The organism is Actinotignum schaalii FB123-CNA-2, assembly GCF_000411135.1.
Taxonomy (GTDB): Bacteria; Actinomycetota; Actinomycetes; order Actinomycetales; family Actinomycetaceae; genus Actinotignum; species Actinotignum schaalii_A.
The window spans coordinates 171698-188714 of record NZ_KE150263.1 but is presented as its reverse complement, the minus strand read 5'-3'; the positions used below and the strand labels follow the sequence as shown (position 1 = coordinate 188714).

The 17017-nt window shown below is 61.3% G+C and carries 16 protein-coding genes; 11 read left to right on the top strand and 5 right to left on the bottom strand.

Annotation, left to right across the window (positions count from 1 at the left end):
• The first annotated feature begins 25 nt into the window (after positions 1-25).
• From HMPREF9237_RS06065 to HMPREF9237_RS06035, 7 genes are all read left to right on the top strand, one after another.
• Complete coding sequence (locus HMPREF9237_RS06065; protein ID WP_016442854.1) at positions 26-628, top strand: hypothetical protein; 603 nt, start codon at positions 26-28, stop codon at positions 626-628.
• Complete coding sequence (locus tag HMPREF9237_RS06060) at positions 625-1362, top strand: HisA/HisF-related TIM barrel protein (protein WP_016442853.1); 738 nt, start codon at positions 625-627, stop codon at positions 1360-1362. Before HMPREF9237_RS06065 ends, HMPREF9237_RS06060 begins: the two co-directional genes overlap by 4 nt.
• Before the next feature lie 240 nt (positions 1363-1602).
• Positions 1603-2316 (top strand): translation initiation factor IF-3, encoded by a 714-nt coding sequence (infC, locus tag HMPREF9237_RS06055; RefSeq protein ID WP_419456737.1) that lies wholly within the window; start codon positions 1603-1605, stop codon positions 2314-2316.
• Between the two features lie 81 nt (positions 2317-2397).
• Positions 2398-2592, top strand: coding sequence for a 50S ribosomal protein L35 (gene rpmI / locus HMPREF9237_RS06050; protein ID WP_016442851.1), 195 nt, complete (start codon positions 2398-2400; stop codon positions 2590-2592).
• 37 nt (positions 2593-2629) lie between these two features.
• Complete coding sequence (gene rplT / locus HMPREF9237_RS06045; RefSeq protein WP_016442850.1) at positions 2630-3013, top strand: 50S ribosomal protein L20; 384 nt, start codon at positions 2630-2632, stop codon at positions 3011-3013.
• Positions 3014-3090: 77 nt separating this feature from the next.
• On the top strand, positions 3091-3804 hold the full coding sequence (locus HMPREF9237_RS06040) for a glycerophosphodiester phosphodiesterase family protein (protein ID WP_016442849.1): 714 nt from the start codon (positions 3091-3093) through the stop codon (positions 3802-3804).
• Between the two features lie 49 nt (positions 3805-3853).
• A complete protein-coding gene (locus tag HMPREF9237_RS06035) occupies positions 3854-4696 on the top strand; it encodes a TrmH family RNA methyltransferase (RefSeq protein WP_016442848.1) in 843 nt (280 codons plus the stop codon).
• A 117-nt stretch (positions 4697-4813) separates the two neighbouring features.
• Here HMPREF9237_RS06035 and HMPREF9237_RS06030 read toward each other — a convergent pair whose 3' ends face one another.
• Both HMPREF9237_RS06030 and uxaC read right to left on the bottom strand, forming a co-directional pair.
• Positions 4814-5122 carry a hypothetical protein gene (locus tag HMPREF9237_RS06030; RefSeq protein WP_016442847.1) on the bottom strand — a complete coding sequence of 103 codons (309 nt, stop codon included), beginning with the start codon at positions 5120-5122 and terminating at the stop codon, positions 4814-4816.
• A gap of 233 nt (positions 5123-5355) precedes the next feature.
• On the bottom strand, positions 5356-6807 hold the full coding sequence (gene uxaC, locus HMPREF9237_RS06025) for a glucuronate isomerase (protein ID WP_016442846.1): 1452 nt from the start codon (positions 6805-6807) through the stop codon (positions 5356-5358).
• A 521-nt stretch (positions 6808-7328) separates the two neighbouring features.
• Between uxaC and HMPREF9237_RS06020 the strand changes: the two genes are divergently transcribed.
• From HMPREF9237_RS06020 to HMPREF9237_RS06005, 4 genes are all read left to right on the top strand, one after another.
• Complete coding sequence (locus HMPREF9237_RS06020; RefSeq protein ID WP_016442845.1) at positions 7329-8996, top strand: MFS transporter; 1668 nt, start codon at positions 7329-7331, stop codon at positions 8994-8996.
• A gap of 149 nt (positions 8997-9145) precedes the next feature.
• A complete protein-coding gene (gene pheS / locus HMPREF9237_RS06015) occupies positions 9146-10225 on the top strand; it encodes a phenylalanine--tRNA ligase subunit alpha (protein WP_016442844.1) in 1080 nt (359 codons plus the stop codon).
• Positions 10225-12768, top strand: a complete 2544-nt coding sequence (pheT, locus tag HMPREF9237_RS06010; RefSeq protein ID WP_016442843.1) for a phenylalanine--tRNA ligase subunit beta — start codon at positions 10225-10227, stop codon at positions 12766-12768. The genes pheS and pheT overlap by 1 nt, the downstream gene beginning before the upstream one ends.
• Positions 12768-13577, top strand: a complete 810-nt coding sequence (locus HMPREF9237_RS06005; RefSeq protein WP_016442842.1) for an SDR family NAD(P)-dependent oxidoreductase — start codon at positions 12768-12770, stop codon at positions 13575-13577. Before pheT ends, HMPREF9237_RS06005 begins: the two co-directional genes overlap by 1 nt.
• 165 nt (positions 13578-13742) lie before the next feature.
• On the opposite strand, the gene HMPREF9237_RS06000 is transcribed toward HMPREF9237_RS06005, so the two are convergent.
• The 3 genes from HMPREF9237_RS06000 to HMPREF9237_RS05990 form a co-directional block, all read right to left on the bottom strand.
• On the bottom strand, positions 13743-14228 hold the full coding sequence (locus HMPREF9237_RS06000) for a hypothetical protein (protein WP_016442841.1): 486 nt from the start codon (positions 14226-14228) through the stop codon (positions 13743-13745).
• Between the two features lie 184 nt (positions 14229-14412).
• Positions 14413-14784, bottom strand: coding sequence for a hypothetical protein (locus tag HMPREF9237_RS05995; protein ID WP_016442840.1), 372 nt, complete (start codon positions 14782-14784; stop codon positions 14413-14415).
• Between the two features lie 100 nt (positions 14785-14884).
• Complete coding sequence (locus tag HMPREF9237_RS05990; RefSeq protein WP_016442839.1) at positions 14885-16981, bottom strand: DEAD/DEAH box helicase; 2097 nt, start codon at positions 16979-16981, stop codon at positions 14885-14887.
• Positions 16982-17017 lie beyond the last annotated feature (36 nt).

Here is a 17017-nt window from a genome sequence, read left to right as displayed (position 1 = left end):
CGAAGCGCAAGGGGAGGATAACTCAATGACTGACGTGCGCACATACGCGGTACTTACGCCTTTTGATAGCGCGGATGCCCTCGCGGCGCTCTGCGCGCTGCACGGTCTGGAGGTGCAGGTGGTAGCCACGGATTCCGGGGCGCTGGTGTACCGCCAGCTGGCAACGCCCGTCTACGATGAGTGGGATATCCGCAATATCACCGGCCCGGATCCGGATGAGGAACCCGCCTCCCTTTCCGATGATGCCCCGGCGGTCGCCGGAATGCTCTCCCGCCTCAGCCCCTACGGCTCCATCCTTATTGATGTGAATCTGGATAAGGAATCCACCGGTTTTGAGCCGGGCGTATCCGGGATGGTGCGCGCGCGGCGTTTCTTCGCGGGTAAAGCCGATGAGGAAATTGCCTCCGGCCTGCTCCTCAACTCCCTGGATCCCATCGTTGAGGAGCTCATGCTGGGGGAGCGCTCCATTACCGACTGCGCGGCCTTGGATTCCGCGAAGCTCACGCAACAGGATATTGAGAAAATCCTAAACAAGATGGCCCGCGGAGAAGATGCGGAAGATAGGGACGGCATGGAAGGCGAGGCTGGAGAGTCCGGCGAAGAACCCGGCCGCGGGGGATCGCGATGAGCTGTGAGCTGCTCGTTGCGGTAGATATTCGGGCAGGGCGTTCCGCGCGGCTGGGCACCGGCCCGGAAGCGTGGAATGACCCGGCCGCGGCTATCGCGGATTTCCGGGCGGCAGGGGCGCAGTGGATCCACCTGGTGGATCTCGATCTGGTATACGGCACCGGGGATAATTTCGCCCTGCTCGAGCGCCTTATGGGTACCAACCCGATGCGCTGGGAGCTTTCCGGCGGCATCGACACCCCGGAGGCGCTGGAGCGCGCCCTTGCTACCCGCGCGGAGCGCATTAATCTTGCCACCACTGCCCTGCGGGATCGTGCGTGGGTAGCGCGGGTACTGGCGCAGCACGCGGATCGGGTGGCGGTTTGTCTTGATGTCGACGGCGCCCGGGTGGTTGCGCGCGGTGCCGGTACTGATGTCGGAGGGTTACGGGAAGTTATAGATTTTCTCGACGACGCCGGTGCGCGCCGCTACATCGTCACGGACCGGACCCGAGACGGTGCCCTCGCCGGGGCTAACCTTGAGCTACTCGAGCGGGTCACGGAACTGAGCCAGGTGCGTATCACTGCCTCGGGCGGGATGGCGACGCTGGCCGATTTGCGCGCCGTTCGGGAGCTGAGCGAGCATAGCATGAGCGCGGATGGTAATTCGCCCGGCCCCGTCGACTCGGTCATCATCGGCAAAGCTTTCTACGAGGGAAACTTCACCGTTGCCCAGGCTCTCGCGGAGCTTTCCTGAGTGGTGAGTCCTGTATCTGCGGGGTACAGATGCGCCGTCGCATGTGGGGAGAATAACCCGCGGTGTTATCTGTAGCTCATGTGTCTGTGCTACACTAGTACGGTCAATCCGGCATTCTGCCGGAACGCAAGTGGAGAAATCCCACCTAGCCGCCCGCCCGGGCGCTACTTCGAAAAGGAATTTTCGGAAAAGATAAGTACCGGGTCATATCAAAGGGTAGCGGGTTCGTAACATGGCCGTTTGGCGTGCCGTGTCACCTCGGGAGTACTCCGTGCGTTGTCCACGTTGAGGAACAGAGGAACTGCAATTAACAACGAACCGCGTGTAAATGATCGCATCCACGTCCCTAAGGTGCGCCTTGTTGGCCCCAGCGGTGAACAGGTCGGTGTGGTGCGCACGGAAGATGCGCTCCGCCTGGCTGTAGAGGCGAACCTCGACCTGGTGGAAGTTGCTCCGAATTCCAATCCGCCGGTCGCGCGCCTCATGGACTACGGGAAATACAAGTACGAATCCGCCCAGAAAGCTCGGGAAGCACGTCGTAACCAGGCCAATACTCAGATCAAATCCATCCGGATTGGGCTGAAGATTGACGGTAATGACTACAACACCAAGAAGTCGCAGGCGGAACGTTTCCTGAACGCCGGGGATAAGGTCAAATTCGATCTTCGTTTCCGCGGCCGTGAACAATCCCGCCCGGAAATGGGTGTGCGCCTGCTCTCCGGCCTGGCTGAAGAGCTCGCGGAAATTTCCACTGTGGAAGCAGCACCTCGCGCTGACGGGCGCAATATGTCCATGGTCCTTGCGCCCACGCGGCGGAAGTCGGAAGCCAAGTCCGATCAGCGGCGTCGTCGTGAAGCGGAACGCGAGAACCGGCGCGCGAAAGCCGCCAAACGCGCGGCCGAACGCAACGCAAAAACCTCTGAAACGGAAAACAACGCAGCAGCAACCGAATAAGTTGACTTGTGAAAAGCGCGCCCGCGGGCGCGGAGATCTGGTAGATCAAATGTGCCCACGGGGCACGAGTGAGGATGAACAATGCCCAAGATGAAGACGCACTCCGGTGCGAAGAAGCGTTTCCGCGTGACGGGAAGCGGCAAGCTCATGCGCGAACAGCGCAATAAGCGCCACCTGCTGGAGCACAAGAGCTCCACCCGGAAGCGTCGGCTCTCGCGCGACCAGGTTGTGGACAAGTCCAACCTTCGCGAAGTTAACCGTCTGCTCGGCCGCTAGATTCGTCCGACGAAAAGTTTTGTAAAAGGAGAAAAACATGGCACGCGTCAAGCGCTCCGTCAACGCCAAGAAGAAGCGTCGCACTACCCTCGAACGGGCGTCCGGCTACCGCGGGCAGCGGTCCCGCCTCTACCGTAAGGCCAAGGAACAGGTCACCCATTCCTTCGTCTACAACTACCGCGACCGCAAGAAGCGGAAGAACGACTTCCGCAAGCTGTGGATCACCCGCATCAACGCGGCCGTGCGCGCCGAAGGCATGACCTACAACCGCTTCATCCAGGGCCTGGGCCTGGCCGGAATTGAAGTTGATCGCCGTCAGCTCGCTGAAATGGCCGTCAATGATCCCACCGGTTTCACCGCGGTGGTCAACGCCGCCAAGGCTGCGCTTCCGGAAGACGTGAACGCACCCAAGGTTGCCTAAGCTTTTTCAAGAGTGACCTATCAGCGGCCCGAGTGACGAAATCTCGTTACTCGGGCCGCTGCGTTTAGACTACAATCATGAAACTTTTCGCCCATCGGGGCCTGTGCGCCGACGCACCCGAAAACACCATGGCCGCATTTCGGGCTGCTTACCAGGCCGGATTCACCTGGATTGAAACGGATGTGGATATCACTGCGGACGGCTCTCTCCCGCTCTGCCACGATGCGACCCTCGAACGCACCACCACCGGCCACGGGCGTGTCGATGCGCTGCGTGCCGCTGACCTGGACACCCTGGACGCCGGATCTTGGTTCAGCCCGGGCTTCGCGGGGGAGAAGATTCCCACCCTCGCCCAACTCGTTGATTTTGCCCTCGAGGCCGGGATAAGCATCAATATCGAAATGAAACCCTGCGCGCAGGGTGGCCAGCAAGCCCGTGCCCTCGTGCGCGCGGTAGCGGAACAGGCCCGCAGGCTCGGCCCCGAGCGAGCCCTGGTTTCCTCCTTCTCACACCTGCAACTGGCCGAATTCGCGCGCTACGCCCCTGAGATTCCGCGCGGTGCACTCGTTGATCGCGCGAGTTTCGGGCCGGATTGGCGCACCGTTCTTGACCTCACCGATTCTCGCTATCTGCATGTGAGCGACGACGCCGTGACCGCGGCCGTGGTGGCCGAGGCCCGGGCCGTGGGCCGAGATGTGCACGTCTACACAGTCAACAGCCCCGAACGCGCCCGGCAATTGGAACGCTGGGGCGTGGCCGGTGTTTTTACCGATGGCTTCGTGCGGCCCTAGCTGCTGCCGACCACCTGCAACCTACTCCCTACAGAAAAAGAAACGACCCGTGAAAAGCACACCCGCATCGCATACCCAACTCACCCGCGCCGCCCGCCTACACCGGCCCCAACAGCGCGAACGCTTCCGGCAAACCCTGGTGGAAGGCCCCGGAGCGGTTCAGGAACTCCTCGCACACCGCGCGAATCTTGTTCGCGACGTCTACTATACGAAAGCCAGCCTTATCTCCAACCCGGACTTGGGTGGCCTCATCAAAGAAGCCGGCGTCTACCACCACCCGCTTAACGCCGATGAGATGCAGGCTCTATCCGAAGATGCGCGCGGTGTGGTGGCCGTTATCGACATTCCGGAAACTCCGGCGCTCACCCCCACGGTTAAGAACGCCAAGCTAGTGCTGGCCACCGCGAATATTCAAGATCCCGGAAATGTGGGCGCCATTATTCGGGCCGCGGACGTGGCCGGATGCGATGCGGTGCTCCTTGGCCGGGGTAGCGTCGAGCTATGGTCCCCGAAAGTTATTCGCTCCTCAGCCGGTTCCATTTTCCATCTCCCGGTTCTTGATTCCATTAACGTGGGCAAGCTCGACGGTGTGCTTGAGCGCGCGGGCATCAGTTTCCTGGCAGCCACCGGCGAGGGGGAGTGGGATCTGGCCACCCTGGTGGCCTCGGCTAATGACGCCGCTTATCTTGGGCAACCGCCCCTTGGCCCGGACCTTACCCGGCCGGTGTGCTGGCTACTGGGCAATGAAGCGCACGGCTTCGCGGATGTGGACGCCAATGTGGATGCGACGGTTGCCATCCCGATCTACGGGAAAGCCGAATCCTGCAATGTTGCTATGGCTGCCGCTATTCTTTCCAGTACGACGGCGATGATCCAGCACCGCCCTGAATAAACGTACGAGGATATAAGTAAGCGGGCGGCGAAGAGCTTTCTTCGCCGCCCGCTGCGGCTCACCCCGAGGAGGGCGCGCCATCACTATTTTGGTGGATTTTACTGATGAATGGTGGATTTAGTTGTTATCGGAGAGGTTCTCTTTGATGTCCTCGAACTTTTCCTTGGCAGCATCACCGGCATCGGAGGCGGCATCCTTGACCTTTTCGCCAGCATCTTTCGCCTTGTCACCGGCCTCAGAAGCCTTCTCCTCGGCCTTATCGCCGTGATCCTTGTCCGTCAGTTCGTCCTTGATGTCCTCGAACTTTTCCTTCGCGGCATCACCCAGTTGGCCCGCCTTATCAGCGGCCTTCTGGCCGAATTCCTTAGCCCGATCAAAAGCTTCGGTTGCGCCTTCTTTAATCTTGTCCACAAATTCGTTCGCCATAGCGACTCCTTTCCATTGATTAATGAAACAAGTCGATCATAGCAAAGTGGTGGCCGTCACTTCATGTTAAGGTGGTTAATGCACTCGGCCGTGCGCGAACGTATCGCGCACGGCCGAATCTGTAGCGCCGAGCGGGCTCATTTCGGAGTCACGCTCCGGTTACAGAGCAGTGATCCTCCGGCTGAGCGGCAGTTCTCTTACACGAGGAGAACTCGCGCTGAGTCGCATTCTCCTTACTTAGCGGTGGTCCCGCCCAGCTTGGAGGTATCCACCCGGAAGGCCCGTGCCGGAATCGTGGTCACGAGGGCTTCGGACACCTCGAGGGCTTCATCAAGCTCCAGGCGATGTTCAGCAACCAACCGCGCCAGATAAACGGCGTCCATCCGGCGTGCGACGTCGTGCCGCGCGGGAATGGAAGCGAAGGCGCGGGTATCGTCGATCATCCCGGAGGTCTTGTAGAAGGTACCGTAGGGGGTGACCTGTTCGCGGTAGCGCAAAATCGCATCCGGCTCATCGATGAACCACCACGGGGCACCCACGTACACGCTCGGGTAGTACCCGGCCAGCGGGGCCAGTTCGCGCTGGTACACATCCTGATCGATGGTGAAGAAAACAACCTGGAAGTTCGGGTTGTCTCCGTATTCGGAAAGCATGGGCCGCACGTTATTCGTGAATTCCACAGCCATGGGCACATCGCCCCCGACATCCGCCCCCAGGCGCTCGAAAGCCGCCTGGTGATGGTTGCGGTACACGGCCGGATGGAAAGTCATAACCAGGCCGTCCTCGCAGGCCAGGCGAGCCTGGTCATTGAGCATATGCCGGCGCAGGGCCGCGCCATCTTCCGGCGAAATCTTGCCGGCCAGGGCCAGCTTGTAGAGTTCGGCTGCCCGCGCTTCGGGCAGGCGTGCCGTGCCCGGATCGCGATGTGAGTGATCGGAGGATACCGCGCCCATCTCCTTGAAGAAGAGGCGGCGCTTGCGCATCGCTTCCACGTAGCCTTCATAGGTGGAGACATCCTGATCGGCTGCCTGGCCGAGCGCCTCCACATTGGCCTTGAAGTCCGGGGTGGCCGGTTCAAGGTACTTATCGGGGCGGAAGGTAGGTGGAATATAGCCTTCCCAGGTGGGATCATCCAGGAGCTGCTTGTGGTAGCGCAGATCCGAAACCGGGTCATCGGTGGTGGCCATCATTGCCAGGTTGAAACGCTTGTACAGTGAGCGGGGGAGGAACTCCTCCGTCTTGAGCAGGGCGTTGATGTGATCGTAGATCTCGTCGGCAGTTTCTTCGGAGGGGCGTACGTGCACATCGAAGACATCCACAAATTCGGATTCGAACCAGCCCTGCACCGCGGTACCGCGCAAGGTCCACCAGTTCTTGCAGAACAGGCGCCAGGCCGCACGGGACTTTTCGGGGGAGAGCGGGCTTCCTACCGGCACGCCCAGATCGGCCAGATCCACCCGGCCCACCGCGTGCAGGAGACGGTTGGTGTAGTGATCCGGGGTCAGGAGCATACTCGTAGGATCGGTGAAGGGAGTATTGAGAGCGAGCCATTCGGGGGGAACGTGACCGTGCGGGGAAATAATGGGGTGCCTCTTGGTGACCTCGAAAATTTCGCGTGCCAGTTTCCGCTGCGTCGGATCTGCTGGGAAAAGCCGATCCGGGTTGAGAGTGAGGGGCGTCGACATTGAATCCTCCTATTTTTGAACCGGGCGCGGGGCTTTCCCTCGCCTCGGCTTTCTTCTTTTAAGGTACTCCACCGGGCCAGGAGGCACGCGGGCGCAGAGACCGGGGGTGCGGCCATCGGCGACGCCGCCGCGGCACGTACCCTCACTTTACGCGAAAACACGCGGTTTTCGGGGGAGTATTTGAAAACCCGAAACGAGAATTTCTAAATGTGAAAAATATCATGATAGGGGTGGATAGGAGCGCGCAAGCGCCGTCGTCGTGCAAAAAACCGCGAGAATCCGCGGTTTTCAGAGAATCTCCGCGGCGGCACGTTCCTCGTCCACGATACGAACGGGAGAGCTAGGTAACTGCTGGAAAGCCGCGGAAACTTATAAGCTTTTGATGCGAAAGAGCGGTAGTGATAGCTTCGCGGCAGTGTAGCGCGGTAACAGCTCGCGCGGGTACGGAAGCCGGGCCTGAGCGCGGTAAGAGTCGATGGCGAACCACCACCGTTCCTCCTTTCACAGAAAGACAAAAGAAAATGGGAACACACAATAGCGGCGCATTAGACGCCGATAAGCGTGGTGAGCTGGAGAAACTCTCCAAGCTGCGCGTGTACACCGCCAAGCCGATCACCATTGGTCGCGGTATTTGTTTCGGGCTGGTGGACCTCATGGGTGGTGGGTGGAATACCATCATCTCCGGTCTGCTGCTGTACTTCTTCACGAATTACGGCGGGGTAACGGCTACCCAGGGCGGTCTTATCCTCGGTGTGGCTCGTATCGTGGACGCCGTTATCTCGGTGTTTATCGGCCCGCTCACGGACGGTTTCTACCGTACAAAGCTGGGTCGGCGTTTCGGCCGGCGCCACTTCTTCCTCATGATCGGCGCGCCCCTACTGCTCCTCATCTTCCCGCTGCTGTGGATTCCCTTCGGCGGATTCTGGTACTACCTCGTTATCTACCTGCTGATCGAGGTTATTATCGCGATCATCCTCATTCCGTGGGAGACCCTGCCCACGGAAATGACCCGCAAGTACGAAGAACGCACCACACTCTCGTCTATGCGCATGTTCTGCTCGGCCACCGGTACCTTCGTGGTGTTCTTCATCCCGGCGCTGGTGCGCGGTAACGTGTCCAACCCCTGGGCCTACCTCGGAATCGGCGGCGCCTTCGCGGTGCTCTTCGCCATCGGTGTATTCACCACCTACGCCACCACCTGGGAGCGTCCGCTCACTCCGGAATTCGTGGCCGAACTCGATGCGATGCCGAAGATGAACGGTTTCCAGATGCTCAAGCACACCGCGGTGGAATTTACCTCGGTATTCCGCAACTCTTCCTACAACAAGCACCTGACGGTCTACCTCTTCTCCTTCACCGGCAAGGATGTGTACGCTTCGGCGCTGACCTTCTTCGCGGTCTACGCGGTGGGGATGAGCGAATCCCAGGGCTTCTGGCTGCAGGCCGTATCCATCGTGGGTATCCCCATGACTATCTGGGCCATGTTCCTCATGCTCTCGCACGGGCCGCGCTTCCTGTGGGCCTTCTCCTTCACACTGATCCTCGCCTCGCTGGCGGGCGTGGGTGCGATCTACCTTATCGGGCCGGAAAGCAATGCCTTCATCTACCTGCTGGCCACCGCGGTCATCTACCAGTGCGGGCGCGCGCTGCTCGAATACACCCCGTGGAATGTGTACCCCTTCATCCCGGACGTTGACTACATCATGACCCGCGAAGATCGCGCCGGCATCTACGCCGCCGTCATGACCTTCGGGCGCAAGTCCACCGGTGCGCTGGGAACCTTCCTCGTGGGCTGGTTCATGGACCTGGGCGGCTTCGTCAACCCGCTGGAAAAGGGCACGAACCTCGCGGCCTCCGGCTACACCCCGCTGCACGAAGGTGCCTGCAAGGTGGATGCCTCCGGCGCGCTGGAAGGCTCCTGCCAGGTGGTTCAGTCCGCCGGCGCTTCCCATATGATCGCCTTCGTGACGGTCATCCTTCCCGCGATCCTCATCGGGGTGGCGCTGCTGGTGTCTCGCTTCGTCAAGCTGGATAAGCACACCCACGCCATTCTCATGGATGAGATCCACCGCCTCGAAGCGGGCGGGGCGAAGGAAGATGCCACTCCCGAAGCTCGCAAGGTTGCCGAAGACCTCACCGGGCATTCCTGGGACAAGCTCTGGCCTGAGGTTCCCTTGAACCAGCGCTAAATTCTAGGAACGACGCCGGCGCCGCGTACCGCGGCGCAAGCAACCTACCAGTAACCTCACAGCGGGGCCGAGTCCATCTCGGCCCCGCTGTTACGCACTCCCGGCGAGTTTGACTAGAATTGACATGGTTAACAACAAGAAAGGCAGCTATGTCCTCACAGCTCAGTCCCCTGGACGAAGCGGGAGTGCAGGCAGCCGTCGCGCAGGCATGTAGCGCTTTTGCGGCGGCCACCACTCTCGAGGAGTTGAAAGCCGCGCGGCTGGCGCACAGCGGTGATAATGCTCCGATCACTCACGCGAATATGCAGATCCGGAACCTCGCCAAAGAAGAAAAGCCCATCGCCGGCAAACTTCTGGGCGCGGCCCGCAAGGAAATCCAGGCGGCCCTCGCCAGTGCCACCGCCCGCATTGAGGAGGCGGAAGCGGCCGCGGCCCTGGCCACCGAAACGGTGGATGTCACGGTGCCAACCAACCGCTCTCCGCGCGGTGCGCGCCACCCGCTCACGGTTCTCAGTGAGGATATTGCTGACTTCTTTATTGCCATGGGCTGGGAGATCGCCGAAGGCCCCGAAGTGGAGCACGAGTGGTTCAACTTCGACTCCCTGAATTTCGGGCCTGACCACCCGGCACGCCAGATGCAAGATACCTTCTACGTATCGGGCGTCGTCGGCCCTGATGGTGGGGTTACCGAGGAACGCAACCTGGTGTTGCGCACCCACACCTCGCCGGTGCAATCCCACGCGCTGCTGCGCCGCGGGGCTCCGCTTTACATCGCCTGCCCGGGTAAGGTATTCCGCACCGACGCGCTGGATGCCACCCACACCCCGGTTTTCCACCAGGTGGAAGGTCTGGCCGTGGATAAGGGTCTGACCATGGCCCACCTCAAGGGCACCCTGGATCACTTCGCCCGCCATATGTTCGGGCCGGAAGCGAAGGCGCGCCTGCGCCCATCCTTCTTCCCCTTCACCGAACCGAGTGCCGAAATGGACCTGTGGTTCCCGCAGAAGAAGGGCGGCCCGGGCTGGATCGAATGGGGCGGCTGCGGCATGGTCAATCCGGAAGTGCTGCGCAATAACGGCATTGACCCGGATGTTTATACCGGCTTCGCCTTCGGAATGGGCCTGGAGCGCACCCTGATGCTGCGTAATTCCATCGCTGATATGCGTGACATGGTGGAAGGCGATGTGCGCTTCTCCATGCAATTCGGAACCACCGGGAGGGGAAACTAATGCCACTGATTCCGCAGGAATGGCTGGGCTCGCACGTGGAGCTGCCCGAGGACCTCAGCCCCGCGCAGCTGGCTGCCGCGCTGGTAAAAGTCGGCCTGGAAGAAGAAACAATCCACCCGGGCGCGGTCACCGGCCCGCTGGTGTTCGGCCGGGTGCTCAGCCGCGAACCGAAGAAACAAAGCAACGGCAAGATCATTAACTACTGCCGCGTGGACGTGGGTCAATACAATGACGAACCCGGAACCGGGCGGGAACCATCCGAACTGCCCTCGCGCGGCATTATTTGCGGTGCCCATAACTTCGAGGTGGGCGATACCGTGGTCGTCTCCCTTCCCGGCGCCGTGCTGCCGGGCGGTTTTGAGATCGCGGCCCGCAAAACTTACGGCCATATTTCCGACGGCATGATGTGTTCGGAACGCGAACTCGGGCTATCGGATGAAAGCGCGGGCATTATTGTTCTCGACGACACAGCAGCGGCCAGTGTGGAACTCGGCAGTGACGCGCGGCAATTCCTGGGCCTGCCGGGGGAGACCCTGGAAATTAACGTGACCCCGGATCGCGGGTACTGCTTCTCCATGCGCGGGGTAGCCCGCGAATACCACCACTCCACCGGGGCGCGCTTCACCGACCCGGGCCTGGCGGATGCTCCGCTCCCGGAAGCCACCCCCACCGGGTTCCCGGTGCGGGTGGAAGATACTGCGCCGATTCACGGCAAACCCGGCTGCGACCTCTTCGTTACTCGAGTGGTGCGCGGGGTGGATCCGGCTGCGCCTTCCCCGGCTTGGATGGGACGCCGTCTTCAGCAAGCGGGGCAGCGCTCCATTTCCTTGGCGGTTGATGCCACGAATTACGTGATGCTGGACCTGGGCCAACCCCTGCACGCCTACGATCTGGATAAGATTCGCGGCGGCGGGTTGGTGGTGCGGCGCGCCACCGCGGGTGAAAAACTTACCACCCTCGATGATGTGGAACGCACGCTCGATCCGGAAGATCTTCTTATTACAGATAACGGGGGAGAGCGCGTGCTCGGCCTGGCCGGTGTGATGGGCGGGGCCGATACGGAGATCACCGCGGAAACCTGCAATGTGCTGGTGGAAGCAGCGCATTTCGATGCCGTATCGGTGGCGCGTAGCGCCCGGCGCCATAAGCTCCCCACCGAAGCATCCAAGCGGTTCGAACGCAGGGTCGATCCCGCGGTGGCCGCGGTGGCCGCGCAGCGCGTCGTCGACCTTTTGGTGGAATACGGCGGGGGAGAAGCAACAGATGAAGTCTTTGTGTACGGGCAGGTACACCAGTTGCCCGCGCTCGCTTTCCCAGTTGCGGATGTGGAACGCCTGACCTCTTTGCAGCTGAGCGAGGATCGTATCGCGGATATCCTCACGGATATTGGCTGCACGGTGGAACGCGGCGGCGCGGTGTGGAGTGTGCAGCCTCCCACCTGGCGCCCGGACCTGGTGGGCTCGGCTCACCTGGTGGAGGAAATCGCGCGCCTGGAAGGCTATGATGCGATTCCCACCGCAGTTCCGGCAGCTCCGGCCGGGCGGGGCCTGAGCCCCGCGCAGGGCCAGCGCCGCGATATTGCGCGTACCCTGGCGGAAACCGGGTGGGTGCAGGTGCTGACCTACCCCTTTATTCCGGCCGCGCGTTTCGATGAGCTCGGCTACGCCGCCGATGATGAGCGGCGCACCGCTATCGCCTTGGCTAACCCGCTGCAAGATGAGGCCAATCTGCTGCGCACCTCCCTGCTCGATACCCTCATCCCGGTGGCCTCGCTCAACGTCAAGCGCGGTAATCCGGCGGTGGCGGTCTTTGAGATGGGCACGGTGAGCCGGCCAGCTGGGATTAGCCCGGCTCCGATTCCGGCGGCCGGCCAGCGGCCTTCCGAGGAAGAAATTGCCGCCCTGCACGCGGCTATTCCCTCCCAACCCCATCACGTGGCCGGGGTGGCCTGCGGGCCGCGTACCGCCGCCCGAGCCGGGTACCCGGTGGAAACCTGGGATTGGCGTGACGCGGTGGAAGCCGGGCGGCGCGCTGCCGGGATGCTCGCCGAGGTTTCGGTGCGGGCTGCGAACCAGGCACCCTGGCATCCGGGGCGCTGCGCGGCCATCCTGAAAGGGGATCGCGTTGTTGGCTACGCCGGGGAACTTGCTCCGGCCGTCTGCAAGGCCTTGGATATTCCGATGCGTTCGGTTGCTTTCGAGGTGAATACCGACGCCGCACTTCCGGAAACCGTGGAACCCGCCGCGGTGAAACCGGTATGGACCAGCCCGGTCGCCAAGGAAGACCTCGCCTTTATTGTTGATGCCGACGTGATTGCCGGCGAGGTCCGCGCAGCTATCGTAGCGGCTGCCGGGGAAATTCTTGAAGATGTTGAACTCTTCGATGTGTTCACGGGCGATCCTGTACCGGAAGGTAAGAAGTCACTGGCATTCTCGCTGCGTTTCCGCACCGATCACACCCTGACCGCTGAGGAAACTGCCCAGGTACGCCACCGGGTAGCACGCCGGATGCGCAAAGATTTCGGCGCGGAGCTGAGGGCGTAATGACGCGGCAAGAATCGGAAGGACTGGCACCGGCCCGCCGGATTCTCATCACCGGAGCTTCGCGGGGCGTGGGTAAGGAGCTTGCTATTGGCTTAGCGGCGCCCGGGCGCACCCTCGTTTTGCTGGCGACCAAGCTTTCCAATTTGGATGGTACCGCTACCGAATGCGAGATCCGGGGTGCCCAGATTATTACCCTCGGGTGTGATCTAGCCAAGGAATCCTCTATCCGGGAGATGCTGCGCATCCTCCTGGAGGAAGGCGCACCCGATATGGTGCTCAATTCCGCCGGGGTCTACGGGGAAGAAGAACTTCCCTGGGATACCAGTCTGGAGGATTTCCAGCGCACCATCGCCATTAACGTGGAGGCGCCATTCCAGCTAGCGAAAACTTTGGTGCCGATTATGCTAGAACGCGGCGGGGGGAGAATTCTTGATCTTTCCGCCACCGCGGCCTCCCACGATTCGGCGGATGCGGTGTCCTATTACACCTCGAAAACAGCGCTCTTGCGGCTGGCGGCTTCTTTGCATCTAGCCGGATATAAGCACGGCTTGCGGGTACTGTCCCTCAATCCGGGAGCGGTGAAAACCGATATGACGGCCTCCATGAAACGCTATCGCGACCGCACCGAATGGGTACCGCTCGGGGAATCGGTAGCTATCGCCCAGGCATTTGCGGCAGGCGAGCTCGATGGGCTTTCCGGCACCCAGGTGCGGGCCGGTACTGACTCCCTTGAGAAGCTCCGTGAACTCTCCGCGCGCGGGGTATCCGGGCGGGCGCGTCGCCTGCGCCTCACCGGATGGGATGCCTAAAACCCAGCGCCCATAAACAAAGCGGACTAAGGGCGGGAGTCTCCTTCAGTGGAGACTCCCGCCCTTAGTCATCTGCGTCTTACCCGAGCCGCACAAAGTGCGCGTCAGGAACATAGCCTGCAATTAATTAAGTATCGAAAATCGCATCCTGTGCGAGCACAATGACTATTGATTATTAGCCCCGAACTTATCCCCGCAGACCTTGGCTGCTTCTCCCATAATCGCCTGGTCTTCCTGAGAGAGCAAGAGGATCTTGGCGGCGATATTACGCTGGCCCTGCTCGGACAGGCCACGGCTCAACGATTCATCGACCGTGCATTCCACCAGCAGGGGAAGCATCGCCTTCTGAGCTTCCGGGATATCCTGGGTGTTCTTGAGCAGCTCGGAAGTAGCGGCAAGCATACCGGCGCTCACCTCATCGCGAGTAGGAGCCGGGCCGTCCGTTGCAATAGCCGCAGGCCCCTTATCGGTGATCGGAGCGGAAGGCTGAGCGGTGCTCGTATTGGTAGCCGAGGGAGCCGCCGGCGCCGAAGTAGCAGCAGAAGTTTCCGGAGCCGGCGAAGCCGATTCTGATTTATCGCTGGTACCCGAGCATGCAGCCAGGCTCACCGCGAGACATACCGCGGCTGCTGCACCTAAAAGTTTACGCATTTTCACTCATTTCCATGCGGAATAAAACAAGTAGATACTATCAGCTACGCGGCTTTCGCTCGCGGGGTGCCCGCGTGAGATCCGCCGCCGCGCTGCCCGGCGGGTGCTTGAGTGACGTTGCGTCAAACACCGGGTCGTATGTCCATTGGGTGCGGTATTACCCGGTGGCTCTTCGCGAAGAGTATTAGCCCTGGGGCTGGCCGATGAGCTTCGTTACGCAGCCCTCGGTGATCTTTTGGAGCAGCGCATCATCTTTCTCCGGAAGGTCATTGAATTTATCAGCGTCACCCGTGGCAATAATCTTGAGGCTCTCCGCCGAAACACCCTGTTCGATAGCCCCATCTGCTATGCACCCAACAAAGCTAGAAAGCATGGCTTCTTGAAGTCCTGCCGGGGCGGACCTACCCGTTTCCTTTATCGCGGTAGCGAATCCCTCGTTCAGTCCGGCCACGATCTCATCACGAGAAGGAGCGGCATCCTTTCCGGAACCGTTCGAGCACGCCGTCAGAGTGAATGCGGTGCAGATAGCTGCAAGACCGGCAATAAGTTTACGCATGGAATTCTCCTCGGAAGAGTGGTGATGGATGAAAGTTTATCCACCCGTCACCACTCTACCGGGGCATGGTTACCAGCGCGTGAACACTGAATAGCAAAATCTATGAGCGACGCCACCCGCGCCCACCGCGGCGTTCCCCGCGATCATGCCGATCGTGGCGCCGGTCTGAGCGCCGCTCAGACCGGTAGTCCGAACCGTAGTCACCATCATCGCCACGGTTGAAAGAACTACGGCCACGCCCGCGCCGATCCCCGCGTGCACCCCGATCAGAACGCCCAGCACGATCCGAACGGCTGTGGCCTGAGCGGCGCGCGGCGGGAGCTCCGCTGTCTTCAGAGATCCGCAGAGCACGCCCGGAAACCTGCGCTTCGGAAATGCGCCTGCGGGCTTCCGGAGAAAGTGGCACCCCAATTTCCACCAGGGAGAACGTGGGGTAGATATCGATGTGGCCCAGGTCCGAGCCGCGCAGCCCACCTTCGTGGGTGAGCGCGCCAACGATCGCTCCCGGCCGCACCCGGTCCTTATGCCCGACTTCGATGCGGTAGCGCTTCCCACCCTTGAATTCGCGAGCTTCACGGCGCTTCTTCTTGAAGGAATCGCGGTTATCCTCCCCGGTGAAGCTTTCCTCCTCATCCGCGGAAGGACCGGGATCACGCACGCCCAAGGCAAGCAAGGCCACGATAATATCCTCGAGGCTCATCGGCGCGGGTGCCGGCTCCGTTACTTCCGAAGGCAGCGCTTCCGAAGAAGAAGTATCCGCCTCGGTTATATCTGCTGCCGCTTCGGAAATATCCGGTGTTTCCTCGCGAGCTTCCTCGCCATCACAGGCTGGAGCTGCGCTAGTTTCCGCAACGTTTTCGTCAAGCGGGAGGGCAGCGGCTGCGGCGTCGTCGTTCTCATTCTGCTGCTGCTTTTGCTGCGCGGCCAAGAATTGTTCGAGTACCTCGCGGTAGACCCCGAGCCGTCCGGCATCGAAACGGGTGCGAGCCTGCTCCATGAGCTTGGCGGCGCGCAGTTTCGAGACCTCGGCCGGGGTGGGAAGATCGATTTCTTCCATCTTTGATTTGGTGGTTTTCGCGATGCGGCGCAGGCGCGGCAGTTCTTTCGGTGTCACGAAAGTGAGTGAGCGGCCCTCGCGCCCGGCGCGACCGGTGCGGCCGATACGATGCACGTAAGTATCGGCTTCGCGTGGCACATCAAAATTGACGACCAGCCCAATGCGTTCCACGTCCAGGCCGCGCGCGGCCACATCGGTGGCGATAAGAACATCGAGGGTGCCGTCACGCAGGCGCGAAACCAGACGTTCACGATCCTTCTGGGCGACGTCGCCCGAAAGCGCCGCGGTGGCCACCCCGCGGGTACCCAGCTCAATCGCCAAATCCTCGGCGGTGGCGCGGGTGCGCACGAAGACGAGGGCGGCGTCAGCTTCAGAAACCGCGAGCACCCGGGCGAGGGCTCCCACCTTGCGGCGGGCCGGAACCACGGCGAACTCCTGAGTAATATTCGCAACCGTGGAGGCCGGCGGCGTGACGGTAATTTCCTCCGGGTCGTTCAGGTGAGAATCGGCCACGCGGCGAATTGCCGGGGGCATGGTGGCGGAGAAAAGTGCCGATACGCGCTCTTCGGGCAGATCGGAGGCGATCTTTTCCACATCCTCCGCGAAGCCCATGCGCAGCATTTCGTCCGCTTCGTCCAAAACGAAATAAGAAACGTGATCGAGCACGAGCGCGCCACGATCAATGAGATCCATAATGCGGCCGGGGGTACCCACCACCACGTGCACGCCGTTTTCGAGGGCGCGCAACTGCGGGGGATAGGGCGAACCGCCGTACACGGCCAGCACTTTGGTATCCGTGCCGCGGGCAAAAGATTCAATGGCATCCGCGCCCTGGAGCGCGAGTTCGCGCGTAGGTGCGAGCACAAGTGCCTGTACAACGGCGTTGCTGGTATCCACCCGTTCCAGGAGCGGCAAACCGAATGCCGCAGTTTTCCCTGTTCCTGTTTGGGCGACACCGATAACGTCCCGACCGCTCAGCAGCAGCGGAATGGCCTGCTCCTGGATCGGGGAGGGGTGCTCAAAACCGAGAGCATGAATAGCGGTGAGCGTTTCCTCGGAAAGTCCGAGGTCAGCGAAAGTCGCCGGGGTGGCGGTGGAGGAAGAATCAGACGGCGTATTTTCGCCGAGATGTTCAGACATGAATTCCTAACATAGGCACAGGGGACGCAAACGCGC